Genomic DNA, 14,125 nt, shown 5'->3' with positions numbered 1-14,125 from the left:
GCAAAATTTTATGCAAACTCCATCTTATGAACAAATGTCAATATAAAGCAAAAAGCTTGCATTATCCTAGGATAATGCAAGCTTTTTGTTGGTGGAGCATCACAACACAAATCCGAACTTTCCACCTGCGCAAGCGAAATGGTTTCTGTGCCCTCTCGATAGTTAAACGTCAGGGTAATTTTATCATCATACACATATACCGCGTTGACAAAAGAATCAATCAGAATGCGGCGATGTTTTTCCTTTTTCACATCCAGTTCACGAAAATGGTACAGCCAACCAGCTACATCCTCGCGCGATATGTTTGATTTTTTTAGCTTTTCTTTTGCAATTTCGATCTCCAACTTCTGTTTCTGCCGTTCTAATTCTGTCATGCGCTGCTGTGTGGTATCGTTAAAGATCCCCGCTTCCACCGCCTTTAACAAATTGGCCAGCCGTTTCTGTATGTCCGTAAGTTGCGCGGATAGCTTCGGCAGGAGTGCACTATCCTTGCTGCTTTCTGCCACCACCAGATCTGCGATCCTCTCAACCATCGCGTCACTCCATAGCAACCGCATCATATGTTTGACTACCAAATCTTCGATCAAATGCTTGCGAATCGCTTTTTTCGTGCAGCCCTGTTTGCGCTTAGCCGCACCGCATTTGTAATAATAATGCTTGATCCCTGTATGGCTACGACCATTTTCTCCAACCATCGGTTTACCGCACAATCCGCAAAACAGCTTACCCGTCAATAAGTATGCTTCCGTCGCTTTGGCACATGCAGGTGCACGCCGATTGCGCGCTATCCGCTGTTGTACCTGCTCAAACAGACTTTCTGAGACAATCTGTGGCATACCTCCTGGCTGCACAGTGGTGCTGTATCGATATTCGCCCAGATACCGCCGGTTTTTGAGCATGACACTGAAACTATTCGGGGAGAACGGCTTACCCTGCTGCGTTGTGACACCACGTTCATTCATGGATTGCTGAATCGAACGAATTGTTTCGCCTTCCGCATAGCGTTGATAGATCTCCCGGACAAGAGATGCGGTGACTGGGTCGATCTGAAAATACTGATTTTCGTCCACATAATATCCAAACGGGATTGTTCCACCGTTATACTTGCATTTCAGTGCATTTTCTGTTAAGCCACGTCGGACTTTCACCGCAAGCTCAGCCGAATAGTATTCGTTTAAGCCTTCAAGCAGCGTTTCCAGTAAGCTGCCTTCCGGTCCATCCGGGATGGGTTCGACTACTGAAACAACGCTAACATCGTTCTTGCGTAACTGTCGCTCATAATGAACCGAATCGTACTTGTTACGCGCAAAGCGGTCAAACTTCCATACCAGTACAACAGAAAACTGCCTTTGTGCGCTGTCCTCAATCATGCGCTGAAAATCTGGACGTTGATCCGTCCTTGCAGAAATCGCACGGTCAATGTAATGCTCAATAATACTATACCCATGCTTCTCGGCGTAGCTTTGACATTCCCGGAGCTGACCTTCGATACTTTCTTCACGTTGGTTGTCTGAGGAATAGCGAGCGTAAATGACGGCATTCATATGGGTTCAGCCCCTTCCAAAATCGAATATTTGTTCGTTTTTATTATATCGCATTTTTCCTGCGCTGTCAAAAATGCTAAAATAAAATCCACAGCACAACGGGTTTATAGTAAAGTATCAAATGTGGTCGGTTGGGACAAATATTTTTACTGGAATTCCATATCTTTTGCAATTATCAATGACAAATCTAGTGCCATGAGAAGATCCATCCCAAAAGGCAAGAACCATATCCGCAGACTTGATAATGGAAATATTCCGTTTTAACGGAGCCGATCTGCCATACTTATTGTATTCCGGTAAATATTCAGTCAGTTTTATATCATGGGACAGTGCATACTCTCGAGCACAGCAATCTATTCCCTTGGCACCACCGGACACAATTTCTGTTACTCCTTCCGGCAGATATTTTTCTAAATCGGTAACACACAATCCTCTGGAACCTACAATGGCTACTACCATTTTTCTCCCCCCATTTATACCGAAAAAGTCAATCTCCCACAAATATTCAATGGAAACATGTATTTTTCTTGATTATCAAGCCAGCCAATGAATCATACTATCTCGGAATTATAGTATTCGATCAACGTCGATATCTCAAACACACACTTGACTTTTCCATTCCATACCTCGTAAGTTGACCAGTATAGCGGTCAATATTTGTCTTTAGTATAGCATACGATAATAATATTCTGCAACCAATACTGGTCAATCGTATGCGAGGTGAGGCAAGTGGAACAGAAAATTCGGCGTGACCGAAATATGGGGGATAACTTACGCAGTCTGAGAAATGATAGCGGCTTATCACAAGAAAAACTATGTGCAGAGCTGCAGCGTCGTGGTTGTGACATTGGCCGAACCACCTATGCCAAATATGAAGCTGGAGAGCTGAATATCCGTGCCAGCGTTCTTATTGAATTACGTAAAATTTACAATTGCAGTTATGATGCGTTTTTTGAAGGATTAGATAATGCAGAAGAATAAAAATATTCCCATCGATCATTCCGATCGATGGGAATTGTTTTTACAAGGAATCTGTATAAAGTTTCTAAGTATGAAACTTTATGTCTTTCTATGTTTTACTCCCGCAATCGCCAGAGGTAATTTTCTACGACAACTGACGAGCGGCTATGACCCAACGAAGCCGATACCCGCAGCAAAGCGCGGCGATCCCAGATCATACCTTGTGCGTCGCGATAGCGTGACGGGCAATCTTTGCCATTTTCCATGGTGCGCTCGCGGATGGGTATGCGCTCAATCGGACGAGCGCATGCTTTATACATCTCACACGCATACATACTGCGAATTCCATGAATGTCGATTCGTTCCGGAATTTTCGAGCAGATTTTTTCATTTGCCTGATAACGTGCAATTATATTACGCAATTTATCGGTGTACTTGGGGAGAATTTCAATCGTGCGTTCGCGCCCGCCCTTTGTCCATACAGTCGCTTCTGTACCAAGTTTGTTGCTTACATTGTTGTTCCCTGAAAGATGGCAAACCACTTGTTTGCCATCAAAAACAAAGTTGGAAGGCCGTAGTTGTTTCGCCTCATCCCTTCGCACACCTGTCATACGGCAGATTTCCATGATATCCGCGACTCTCGTTTGCTCTTGCCGCTGACGATATGCAAGCTGATTTTGGTATTTTTCTGGCGTATAACCACGGCTGCGGGTCGCCTGTTGTGTCTTTACGACAGGGCGGCAATTATGTACCTTGTTCATCGGGCATTTGTGTAGAAAGGCCAGTGCAGCTGTATAATTCTTGATTGTTGCAGGTTTCTTGCCTGCGTCGATTTATTCCTGAATATACTCACCATCATAATGACGCTTATGTGCCACAATCAAACGACGACATTCCGGATGCTTCTCTGCCATCCATTGCGCATAGCGTGTAATAACGCCACAATAGCCGTTGATCGTGTTATCACTATGCAGCAGATCACTCGATTTCCGCATGTTTCCGCTCTGTATCTTCTTCGCACGCTCCTCATGTTTGGAAACGCCTTTCGCAATTTTTTCGTACATTTTATTCTCACACGCTCTGGCAAAAGGCGTTCCTACCTTTTCAAAAATGTTCATATACTCCTCCGGATGGCTATATTGTTGTGGGCATCTCACACACTCGTGTGCCTGCAAACAGTTTTCGCAGGAACCTGTCCCCGCGGTATCACTGCCGACACCCTTACTGTTCAAACAAACTCACCGGCATGTACGCTGCTGTTACAGTGATGCCGATTGCGGGGATAAGACGGCGTGGGCGTCAGATTCAGACCCTGTCAAACGAAATTGTTCCGTTTGGTATAGTCTTTCCTGCTCCAGCCCACTGGGTGGAAACCGTTATAACAACGGTCGTACTGGTTATTTAACGCCGTTCTTTTCGGCGGTCAAATAACCAGTACTGCGGAAGTATGTCATTCATTGACAGCTTTCCAATACAATTTTGGCATGTGTTTTGTTGATTACATTGCACTTGTATGAATGATTCACCTATGGTTTGTAATTTATTTTCCTGCTTTGATCCGCCCATGCCATTCGGATCCTTCCGTGGCCCATTTCTGAACCAAATCCATCTCCATAGAAAATTTTTCTGATTTTTCAAAACATTTTTTGTTCTCACCTTTTTCACTCCTTACTTCATAAAGCGTACATAATATATAAAAATCCGCACAATAACATCGTTATTGTGCGGATAAAAGTTTCAGTTCTTGATTCAGATTATTTCGTTCGTTTTCTTTATGGTGCCAGTATAACACCACCTTTTTGCTTCTGTCAAATCTCACACATTTTTTTGAAACAAACGTCACTATATAAAAATCGGTAGCTTTAAGCTCTTAGACACCGACGAAATGATCTGAACTTCCCTCCATGAATAGCGCAAGACCCGCAATATCCGATGTGCCGGATACTGCGGGTCTTTTTGTTCTGAGATTTGACAGCAAACAACAAAGCGTTTTATAATGGCCAAAACGAACGAAATAAAATATCTTGGAACTAAACCCAATAATATAACAATCTCAGAGCGGGGACAGGTGCGGACCGATCTATCATTTACGGACTTATACTTGACTTTTTAACGGACTTACACCATTGTTTATCCCGCACCTCGGTGATGATCGAGGGATTGTTATGAAACCCAATTCTGACTCTTTTCCGGACAATGTTCCGGACTCGGTACTTCGTTCCATTGCACGTGTTTTGCTTCCGGATATTCTGGAAGACCTTTGTGGTCTATCTCCTGATCCAGTGGAAAACGATTGCAAATCCGATTAGTGGTCATAACCATAAAAGGAGGAATTACCTTAGCCGCATTATAATAAGTAAGCAATTTCATTCAGCAGGGCAGCAAAACATTTTGCTGCCCTGCTTCTCTTTCATCACGAAATGATGGCTACTTATCTTCGCTTTTGTCTAACCCCGCTCTGTACAAAACAACATTTTCCTAACATAACAAGCCACTCTCTTACACATGCTTATATAAATGGTCATCAGGAAAAGTTTTGGAGCAAAAATAATTCTATAAATTTTAACAGTGAATTGTCAAACCAAGTCTAACAGGAATTAAATTCAAAGTGTCATCATTTCTATGCAGAATGAAACTTAAGATCTTTGCGGGATCTGGCGTTAATCAACACCAGATTTTGTTTTAGAGTGGGGCTCAACACAGGAAATATTTTTCCTTATACAACTACGCTCTTCTATAATAAGATGATGATAGTTCATATAGTTCCCTTCCTATGGTTTAGTTGTGTCGTAACTCTATGGTTGCTTAAAGTGTTGCACTTAATAGTATAATTCACCTTTACACAAAAGGCACCCACGCTTTCGCATAGGCGCCTTTAAGCTCAATATGGCGTTTCTTTATGATCAGTAAGAGTTCTGTCCTTCGCTGACTTAGAAAATCAGGTAATTACTGCTATACCAATCTTACCACCGTGATCTACTGCCAAAACTGTCATCTACCAGAATTAACCCTTCGGCGGATAAGGGTCTCCTCCGTGGCTATCCGCAGACTGAATACGACCATTCAGCCCATGAATAACGAACTCAGTGCCTTGGTTTCGACTGATTTGCCTTCCAGCATTTACCGCCTGCTCTTTGGTGGAATAGTGACCACTGGAGCGCTGAGCCCCGCCGCGTTTTACATCCCAGCCACCATTGGGATTGTGAACGACATGATGAGAAGAACGAGCCATATAATTACCCCCTGTGCGCGTCAGGACAGCAGATTGCACAACCGTCCGCATCGGAATAGATTTTCTTCGCCTGAGCAACTGCCTCAACCTCGTTTGCATAGTAGCCTACATACTGTGTACTACGAATGCCAAGCTGTGTGGCATGCTCCTTTGTGTGGACTTCATGATGAAGACCAGGATTTGAAGTCTGATCGTTGTTGATATAATAATGTTTATACATATTGAATTCCTTTCTGCTTGACTAAACAAGCTATACATGATATTTTGATAATGTACAATTGCGAATGAGCGGTTAATCTGTGCCAGCAGGTTGCCGCTCTTTTTATTTGTTCATAAGACACCACCTCTGTAAACATTCACATATTCGCTTGGTTGCCGTTTCCTTGTATTTGTATCGTTTAAGAGAATTCTGCATTTCCCTGCCGTGGTCTTGTGATGACAGAGGAATTTTCTCTTTCGACAATACCATTATACAGCTATTGAAACAATTTATAAAATAATTTTATTCAGAATTTGGTGGCAAATAATAAATATACTAATAAATCATTTGATTTTTGGTGGCAAATGGCATATAATATATAAAATAGGGGGAGTGTGCCTTGGGGAAAAAGCTGTATACAAAACGAGACATTTCCAAAGCCAAAACCGAATGGCTGGGCATACCTGAGCTTGTGGTATTGAAAGACGGTAGTGATGATACTCACTTAGAGGTTGTGCATCGTAGATACTTCGAGGGTGAGAAACTGCCATGCCCTGCCTGTCAATCCCTTAAAACGCGATGCTCTAAGATTGTAGATAGAAAACTCAAGGATTTATTATGGTTGGATGACAGCCACCGTGAGTTTCAAATTATTGATCTACTCTTTCATCAGCGCTATCTGCGGTGTGATCACTGCAGACAGAGCGTTTTCTCGGAGCCTACAGAATTTGGAGAAAAGGGATGCAGATTTACAAACCGACTATCAGATGCCTTGGCGGATGGAACGTTTCAATTCTCATATAAAAAAGTATGCCAGCATTACAGAGTTCCGGCTTCAACTGCTTCAGTCGGTGGAATAATGCGGCGCAGAATCCAATATCGTGAAGCCTTGCTGCCACCGATCAGGACACCGCACATTATTAGTCTTGTCGAAGTGGTATTCTTTGGTGAGCTCTATCCCGTCATTTTAGGCATTTGGGACGGCGAAGTCTATTGCCTGGATATTTTGCGAGATTCATCTGAAGAAACCTGTGGTGCATTTCTAAAAACATTGGATGCAAACCAGGTGGAAGCAATATATGTAGATCCAGTCGACAGCTTATTTAATGCTGCCAATCACTACTTTCCGTTGGCTTCGATTGTGGTGACTGATGAGGCGATTCAGCGATATGCCAGAAACGCTATGCTTGATATTATCCATTCCGACGGAAAGCGCTTTCCGGTGGTTCATAAAGACCGGCGATTGACGGTACTCCACAAAGACCTGGATGACAGAACTGTCATTCCCAGAATTAAGGAAGGGATGAAGAGTAGGCCGAGGTTACAACAGGCTTACAATCACCATCAGAGATTGTTGGCACTTATGGAAACAAAGTGGTCGATGGAAGATCTTCTAACATGGGCAGACCAGATTCCGGCAGAGGTAGATGAGTTTTTGGCAGTTGGTGATATTATTGATATCTTTGGCGAGCAATTAAGCGGATTTTTGACACTGGGCGAGAAGCCACCCAACAATTATCAGTTTGCGGTACAAGGCATCTGTGACGCTATCAAGGATATGCCGCACTGCATTTTCGATGTAATGCGTGGTCGCTGCATCTTCTCTATAACTCACGACACTGTAGAGGAAAATGGAGAGCTACAGCGATACGGCATCAAATCAAGCAGATTAATTGAAAAAATCAATAAAATATCAGAAAATATCATGGAGGAACGAGACTATGGGCTCGAACGATAAAATCAAAGCGGTTGGAATCAATATTCAGGAAAAAGCGAATCTGATATGGAATGTGGCGAACAGTCTATTCGGAGCATATAAGCCTCATGAATATGGTCTGGTTATCTTGCCCATGGTCGTGATTAAGCGTTTTCATGACTGCTTACTCCCGACCAGAGAAAAAGTGTTGTCCACTTATGAAAAGGTGAAACAGTTAGCTGTCAAAGACGGTTTTTTGCGTACTGCATCTGGCTATCGTTTTTACAACACCAGCCAGTACACCTTTGAGCGACTGAAAGCTGATCCGGAAAACATTAAGATCAATTTCGAGACGTATATCAACAACTTCTCAGATAATGTTATCGATATTCTGGCAAACATGGGCTTCTTTACGCAAATCGAACGTATGGCGGATGCGGGAGTCCTGTATCAGGTTATCAGCGACTTCACTGCTGACAATGCAGATATGAATCCGGAGAAAATCTCTGCAATCGATATGGGCTATGTCTTTGAAAATCTTGTTCAGCGTTTTTCTGAGAGTTATGATGAAGAAGCAGGTGCACACTTCACCAGCCGTGATATTATTTATTTGATGTGTGACTTGCTTACCATGAATGCAGATTTTTCCGGCGAAGATACCCCTGCCAAGACGGTATACGATATGGCGATGGGCACCAGCCAGATGCTTACCTGTATGGAAGAGCGTGTTCATGCCCTTGACAAAGAGGCTGAAATCATCTGTTATGGCCAGGAAATCAACCCTTTTACTTTTGGTATCGCCAAAGCGGACATGCTGATCCGTGGTGGCGATCCTGAAAACATGCAGTTCGGTGATACCTTGAATGCGGATAAATTCAAGGGCTATACCTTCGACTACATTATTTCCAATCCTCCATTCGGTATCGATTGGAAGCGTGAAGCGGCTGATGTGGAGAAAGAACACAAACTGGGCGATGCCGGTCGGTTTGGCGTTGGCTTACCTCAAAAATCCGATGGGCAAATGCTATTCTTGCTGAATGGCATTGCAAAGTTGAAAGACACCGGCAGAATGGCTATCATCCAAAACGGTTCCTCTCTCTTCACAGGAGATGCGGGAAGTGGCCCCAGTGAAATCCGTCGCTATATTATTGAGAATGACTGGTTGGATGCTATTGTTCAGCTTCCCAATGACAGCTTTTATAACACCGGGATTGCAACCTATGTCTGGATAGTATCCAAAAATAAACCCGAAACACATAGAGAACGCATTTTGCTGATTGATGCCAGCAAGTGCTGTGAGGCACGTAGACGTCCTATCGGTAATAAGCGTGTAGATATTACGGAATCTTGCCGCAATTTGATCACACAGGCATACAGCGAATATAGAAGTGCAATTTTTACAAAGACCTTAGAAGATAAAAAAACATTGCTGACTTGCAAAAGCAAAGTGCTTGATGCCATATCGCTTGGCTACAATAAAATTACAGTGGAAAGTCCTGCTTTGGATGATGACGGCAACCCGATTGTGAAAAAAGGAAAGCCAGTAGCCGATACCTCCAAGCGTGACACTGAAAGCGTTCCACTTGATGAAGATGTGGATGCTTATTTTGCACGGGAAGTTCTCCCTTATCGTCCGGGTGCTTGGATTGACAAAAGCAAGACCAAGGTTGGGTATGAGATTCCATTCACTCGTACCTTCTATGAATATGAGGAACTGGAACCGGCAGCTGATATTGCAAAACGTATTGCGGCCCGTGAAAAGGTACTGATGGAGAAATTGCAGGCATTGTTCGGAAATGGTGGTGAGCAAAATGAGTGAAATTACTACCTATGAAAAAACAAAAGATAGTGGTATTGAATGGATAGGCAGTGTTCCCTCTCACTGGCGTGTCCACACCTTGTATCAACTTGTGACCCAGGTCAAGGAAAAAAACAGCAATTTTCAGGAAAAGAATCTGTTGTCTTTGAGTTACGGCAAAATCAAACGTAAAGATATTGATTCGCCGGATGGACTTCTTCCTGCGTCTTTTGACGGCTATAACATTATCGAAGATGGGGATATAGTCCTTCGTTTAACAGATTTACAGAACGACCATACAAGCCTTCGGGTAGGTTTGGCCACAGAGCGTGGTATTATTACCTCGGCCTATACAACCTTGCGTCCAATCGACACAAGCAATTCAAAATACTTGTTCTACCTGCTCCATGCCTTTGACCTGAAAAAAGGATTTTATGGCATGGGTTCCGGTGTACGGCAGGGATTGAATTATGCAGAAGTAAAGGAATTACGCATAGTTCTTCCACGCCAAGATGAAAAAGACACCATTGTGCAGTTCCTCGATGAACAATGTGCTCAAATAGATACCGTTATTGAGGAGGCAAAGCTCAGTGTTGCAGAATACAAAAAGTGGAGAGCTTCTATCGTTTTTGAAGCAGTCACCAAGGGACTAAATCCTTTAGCAGAAATGAAGGATAGCCATATTGATTGGATTGGCCAGATGCCTGCTCATTGGGGGATTCTCTCGCTTAAGTATTTATGTTCTATGCAAGCCGGGAAAAATCTTGTGTCTGATCAGATTGATGAAGCTGGAGAATACCCAGTATACGGAGGAAACGGTATTCGAGGGTATTATTCCAAGTATAATTACGAAGGAGAGTATCTTCTTGTAGGTAGGCAAGGTGCATTATGCGGTAACGTTCATAAAATAAAGGGATGTTTTTGGGCAACAGAACACGCAGTGGTAACAAAAAATGTAGAAGGAGTAGAACTTTCATTTTTGTATTATTTGCTGAATGGCATGAACCTTAACCGATATGCTTCGAATAGTGCTGCTCAACCGGGCTTATCTGTTAATACAATTCAAAATATAAAAACAGTTTTTCCCCCAATAGAAGAACAAATTGAAATTTCCACATATCTTAATGATATATGCCATTCGATCGATTCCATCATAGAAAACAAACAATCCTTGATTTTTGAACTTGAAAGTTATAAAAAATCATTAATTTTTGAAACTGTAACAGGAAAAAGAAAGGTGGTGTGACCATGAACGAAACAGAAAAACGCTTTGAAGAATTCATAGAGACCTACCTTGTTTCTGAGGATGGTGGATGGACAAAGGCAACGGATGCCGGTTATTGTAGCGATGAAAGCAAAGATATGTTTCTGGACATCGTCACTCTGACCGATTTCGTAAAAAGCACCCAGCCCATGGCATGGAAACGCTTCGAGCGGATGTGTACGATCAACCCTATTCGGCAGTTTTATAAGGCATTTGAAAATGCCGTCACGCAGGATGGTCTGATTTCTGTCCTGCGTCACGGCTTCAAGCATCGTGGCATCAATTTTCGGGTGTGCTATTTTAAGCCAGAGTCTGAGCTGAACGAGGTGTCCATCACCAACTACCAAAAGAATGTCTGCCAGTGTATCCGCCAGTGGCACTATTCTAAACGCAACACAAATACAGTCGATATGATGCTGGCTGTCAACGGCATCCCCGTTGTGGCGATTGAACTGAAAAATCAGCTCACCGGGCAGTCGGTGGATGACGCTATGCGTCAGTGGCAATATGACCGCAACCCTAATGAACCGGCATTCGGATTTAATAAGCGTGTTCTCGCATACTTTGCCTGCGATCTCTACAATGTATATATGACTACCCAGCTGAAAGGCCCGGAGACAACGTTCCTTCCTTTCAATCAAGGCAGTGCCGGTGCAGGCAAGGATGGCGGTGCAGGTAATCCAAAGAGCACCGATGGCAGCTATGTAACTTCATACTTCTGGGAGAAAGTCCTCCAGAAGGATAGCTTGTTGGATATTCTGCAAAAGTTCATTAACTACGAAAGAACAGAAAAAAAAGAGACTTTGCCGGACGGTTCCACAAAGAAAACCGTCAGCAGCAAAGTCATTTTCCCACGGTATCACCAGTTGGATGTCGTGCGTCAACTGGTCAATCATGTTAGAACTAATGGCGCTGGACATAACTATCTCATCCAACACAGTGCCGGTTCCGGCAAGTCCAATTCTATCGCTTGGACGGCTTACCGTATGGCCAGCCTCCACAACGAAAACAACGATGCAATTTTTAACAGCGTAATCATTATTACAGACCGCCGTATTCTCGATCAACAGTTGCAGGCCACCGTTTCCAGCTTTGACCATACTTTGGGAAGTGTGGTTACCATTGATGAAAAGAAAAATTCTGGCGCTCTGCGTGATGCCATTAACGATGGAAAGCGCATCATTGTCACCACTTTGCAGAAGTTTCCAGTGATTTACAATGAAGTCGAGTCCGCTGTTGGTAAGCATTATGCAGTTATTGTAGATGAAGCACACAGCAGCCAAACTGGACAGAGTGCATTAAAACTCAAGGCTGCTCTTGCCGATGTGAGCGATGCTCTTGCAGAATATGCCGAACTGGAAGAAAAGGCTATCGAAGAAGTCGAGGCAAACGATATTCTTGTGCAAGAAATGCTCAGCCAAGGTAAACACAGCAACATGAGTTTCTTTGCCTTTACTGCAACGCCCAAAGGCAAAACCCTGGAAATTTTCGGCGAACCTCAACCGGATGGTTCTTTCCATCCCTTCCACATCTATTCGATGCGACAGGCTATCGAAGAAGGATTTATCCTGGATGTTTTAGCGAACTATACCACATACAAAATGTGTTATCAAATCGCAAAGAATGTCCAGGACAATCCGGAAGTCCCTACCTCCAAGGCTGTTAGAACGATTCGACGCTATGAGGAATTACATCCGCACAACCTTCAGCAGAAAGCAGCTATTATTGTAGAGACTTTCCGTGAGGTCACAAAAAAGAAAATCGGTGGCCGTGGAAAGATGATGGTAGTTACTGCGTCCAGGCTGGCGGCAGTCCGTTACTATCATGAAATTAAGCGTTATCTTGAAAGCAACAATTACGACGATGTAGAAATCATGATTGCGTTTAGCGGGAGCCTGAAAGACCCGGATGACCCGACAGGTACTGAATACACCGAAAGCGGTATGAATGTAGATCGCAACGGCAATCGGGTGAAGGAAAGTCAGACAAAGGCTGTATTCCACGAGGAAGGCAATATTCTCATTGTTGCGGAAAAATATCAGACAGGCTTTGATGAACCGCTTCTTCACACGATGATTGTTGACAAAGAGCTTCGTGATGTGAAGGCTGTTCAGACTTTGAGCCGTGTCAACCGTATCTACCCTGGCAAAGAGGACACCTATATTCTCGATTTTGTAAATCCGATTGAACGCATCCGTGAAGCTTTCCAGCAGTTCTATCAGGAGACCAGCCTGGATGAAGAAATCAACTTCGATTTGATTTACACAACACAGAAAACTCTTCGTGGTTTTGGCATCTATACAGATGAGGATATTGAAGAAGTTTCCAGTATTTATTTTGACCCGGATGTGCGCAAGGCAAATCTGACTCAGGGAAAGATATCCAATGCGCTAAAGCCTGTGGCTGATAAGTACAACGGACTCAATCAAGAGCAACGCTATCAGTTTCGTAGAGAAGTCCGTGCGCTCGTTAAGTGGTATAACTACATTTCTCAAATTACCCGTATGTTCGATAAGGAACTGCACAAAGAGTACGTTTTCTGCTCTTACTTGGCAAAGTTGCTTCCCTCCGATCCCGTACAGCCATTTGACCTTGATAATAGAGTCAAGCTGGAATATTATCGTCTGGAAAAGACATACGAAGGTGCAATCGAACTTGAAAGCAAGCCTGGATCTTGGAAACCAACTCAGCCAAAACGGGCTGGTGGCCAAAAGGAGCGCACCAGTCCATTGGACGAAATCATACAGCGAATCAATGAAGAGTTCTATGGCGAATTTACAGATGCAGATCGTGTAATGGTCGATACTCTGTATCAAAAAATGCGCAAGGATGCTAAGGCAAAGAAAGCCGCCAAGACTGAGGATCGCCAAGTATATGAGCGTAGTCTTTTTCCGGAGATTTTTGATACGACTGCACAAAAGGCTTATATGGAGAACACCGCAGCATATGAGCAGCTCTTTCTGGATGCGGACAAGTATCAGGCCGTGATGAAAGCTTTAGCGGATCGTCTATACAAAGATCTACACGATAGCAAATAAGGCAAGCAGGGATATATTATCAGATAAACATAGAAAAAGCGGGCAAGAGGTTTTGGCCTCTTGCCCGTTAGCTATTCACATCACTACTCCAGAAAAACAACAAATCCGAACCCATCGCCAACCGGCGTCAGGTTCGGATTATCGTGTTGTGGTGGAAGTTAACGGGCTCGAACCGCTGACCCTCTGCTTGTAAGGCAGATGCTCTCCCAGCTGAGCTAAACTTCCATATGGTGACCCGTGCGGGAATCGAACCCGCGTTACCGCCGTGAAAGGGCGGTGTCTTGACCGCTTGACCAACGGGCCAAGGGAAATGGTAGCGGTAATTGGACTTGAACCAATGACCTTTCGGGTATGAACCGAACGCTCTAGCCAACTAAGCTATACCGCCGTACTC

At 43.7% G+C, this 14,125-nt stretch carries 11 protein-coding genes and 3 tRNA genes; 5 read left to right on the top strand and 9 right to left on the bottom strand.

Going from position 1 to position 14,125, the window contains the following annotated elements:
- Positions 1-8: 8 nt before the first annotated feature.
- On the bottom strand, positions 9-1,544 hold the full coding sequence (locus ACESSO_RS13150) for a recombinase family protein (RefSeq protein WP_373165966.1): 1,536 nt from the start codon (positions 1,542-1,544) through the stop codon (positions 9-11).
- Between the two features lie 117 nt (positions 1,545-1,661).
- Positions 1,662-2,003, bottom strand: coding sequence for an SLOG family protein (locus ACESSO_RS13145; protein ID WP_373165964.1), 342 nt, complete (start codon positions 2,001-2,003; stop codon positions 1,662-1,664).
- 270 nt (positions 2,004-2,273) lie between these two features.
- Between ACESSO_RS13145 and ACESSO_RS13140 the strand changes: the two genes are divergently transcribed.
- The gene (locus ACESSO_RS13140; protein WP_302666091.1) at positions 2,274-2,525 is read left to right on the top strand and encodes a helix-turn-helix domain-containing protein; all 252 of its coding nucleotides are present in this window, start codon (positions 2,274-2,276) and stop codon (positions 2,523-2,525) included.
- A 95-nt stretch (positions 2,526-2,620) separates the two neighbouring features.
- Here ACESSO_RS13140 and ACESSO_RS13135 read toward each other — a convergent pair whose 3' ends face one another.
- The 4 genes from ACESSO_RS13135 to ACESSO_RS13120 form a co-directional block, all read right to left on the bottom strand.
- Complete coding sequence (locus tag ACESSO_RS13135) at positions 2,621-3,265, bottom strand: hypothetical protein (protein WP_373165962.1); 645 nt, start codon at positions 3,263-3,265, stop codon at positions 2,621-2,623.
- A gap of 72 nt (positions 3,266-3,337) precedes the next feature.
- On the bottom strand, positions 3,338-3,622 hold the full coding sequence (locus ACESSO_RS13130) for a hypothetical protein (RefSeq protein ID WP_373165959.1): 285 nt from the start codon (positions 3,620-3,622) through the stop codon (positions 3,338-3,340).
- Positions 3,623-5,508: 1,886 nt separating this feature from the next.
- Entirely contained in the window at positions 5,509-5,736 is a 228-nt protein-coding gene (locus ACESSO_RS13125; RefSeq protein WP_373165958.1) for a DUF2188 domain-containing protein, read from the bottom strand.
- A gap of 4 nt (positions 5,737-5,740) precedes the next feature.
- Positions 5,741-5,956 carry a hypothetical protein gene (locus ACESSO_RS13120; RefSeq protein ID WP_373165955.1) on the bottom strand — a complete coding sequence of 72 codons (216 nt, stop codon included), beginning with the start codon at positions 5,954-5,956 and terminating at the stop codon, positions 5,741-5,743.
- 379 nt (positions 5,957-6,335) lie between these two features.
- Between ACESSO_RS13120 and ACESSO_RS13115 the strand changes: the two genes are divergently transcribed.
- Genes ACESSO_RS13115 through ACESSO_RS13100 form a run of 4 tightly spaced genes read left to right on the top strand, consistent with a single transcriptional unit; the run spans position 6,336 to position 13,731 of the window.
- The gene (locus ACESSO_RS13115) at positions 6,336-7,673 is read left to right on the top strand and encodes a transposase (protein ID WP_373165952.1); all 1,338 of its coding nucleotides are present in this window, start codon (positions 6,336-6,338) and stop codon (positions 7,671-7,673) included.
- Positions 7,657-9,450 carry an N-6 DNA methylase gene (locus ACESSO_RS13110; RefSeq protein WP_373165950.1) on the top strand — a complete coding sequence of 598 codons (1,794 nt, stop codon included), beginning with the start codon at positions 7,657-7,659 and terminating at the stop codon, positions 9,448-9,450. Before ACESSO_RS13115 ends, ACESSO_RS13110 begins: the two co-directional genes overlap by 17 nt.
- Positions 9,443-10,675 (top strand): restriction endonuclease subunit S, encoded by a 1,233-nt coding sequence (locus tag ACESSO_RS13105; protein WP_373165949.1) that lies wholly within the window; start codon positions 9,443-9,445, stop codon positions 10,673-10,675. Before ACESSO_RS13110 ends, ACESSO_RS13105 begins: the two co-directional genes overlap by 8 nt.
- A gap of 2 nt (positions 10,676-10,677) precedes the next feature.
- Positions 10,678-13,731, top strand: a complete 3,054-nt coding sequence (locus ACESSO_RS13100) for a type I restriction endonuclease subunit R (protein ID WP_373165948.1) — start codon at positions 10,678-10,680, stop codon at positions 13,729-13,731.
- Positions 13,732-13,880: 149 nt separating this feature from the next.
- Here ACESSO_RS13100 and ACESSO_RS13095 read toward each other — a convergent pair.
- From ACESSO_RS13095 to ACESSO_RS13085, 3 genes are all read right to left on the bottom strand, one after another.
- A tRNA-Val gene (locus ACESSO_RS13095) sits at positions 13,881-13,956 on the bottom strand.
- 3 nt (positions 13,957-13,959) lie between these two features.
- Positions 13,960-14,034: transfer RNA gene (locus ACESSO_RS13090), tRNA-Glu, on the bottom strand.
- Between the two features lie 8 nt (positions 14,035-14,042).
- Positions 14,043-14,119, bottom strand: a tRNA-Met gene (locus ACESSO_RS13085).
- Positions 14,120-14,125: the final 6 nt, after the last annotated feature.

This window comes from Agathobaculum sp. Marseille-P7918, assembly GCF_964248325.1.
In the GTDB taxonomy this organism is placed as follows: domain Bacteria; phylum Bacillota; class Clostridia; order Oscillospirales; family Butyricicoccaceae; genus Agathobaculum.
Note: the sequence above shows the minus strand (reverse complement) of the source record. Positions and strands in the feature narration are given on the sequence as shown.

What these genes read in the sequence shown, in the direction of transcription:
- ACESSO_RS13125 (WP_373165958.1), bottom strand. Translation starts at nt 5,736, where the DNA reads ATGGCTCGTTCTTCTCATCATGTCGTTCACAATCCCAATGGTGGCTGG.
- ACESSO_RS13110 (WP_373165950.1), top strand. Translation starts at nt 7,657, where the DNA reads ATGGGCTCGAACGATAAAATCAAAGCGGTTGGAATCAATATTCAGGAA.
- ACESSO_RS13130 (WP_373165959.1), bottom strand. Translation starts at nt 3,622, where the DNA reads ATGAACATTTTTGAAAAGGTAGGAACGCCTTTTGCCAGAGCGTGTGAG.
- ACESSO_RS13135 (WP_373165962.1), bottom strand. Translation starts at nt 3,265, where the DNA reads ATGAACAAGGTACATAATTGCCGCCCTGTCGTAAAGACACAACAGGCG.
- ACESSO_RS13145 (WP_373165964.1), bottom strand. Translation starts at nt 2,003, where the DNA reads ATGGTAGTAGCCATTGTAGGTTCCAGAGGATTGTGTGTTACCGATTTA.
- ACESSO_RS13120 (WP_373165955.1), bottom strand. Translation starts at nt 5,956, where the DNA reads ATGTATAAACATTATTATATCAACAACGATCAGACTTCAAATCCTGGT.
- ACESSO_RS13150 (WP_373165966.1), bottom strand. Translation starts at nt 1,544, where the DNA reads ATGAATGCCGTCATTTACGCTCGCTATTCCTCAGACAACCAACGTGAA.
- ACESSO_RS13100 (WP_373165948.1), top strand. Translation starts at nt 10,678, where the DNA reads ATGAACGAAACAGAAAAACGCTTTGAAGAATTCATAGAGACCTACCTT.
- ACESSO_RS13105 (WP_373165949.1), top strand. Translation starts at nt 9,443, where the DNA reads ATGAGTGAAATTACTACCTATGAAAAAACAAAAGATAGTGGTATTGAA.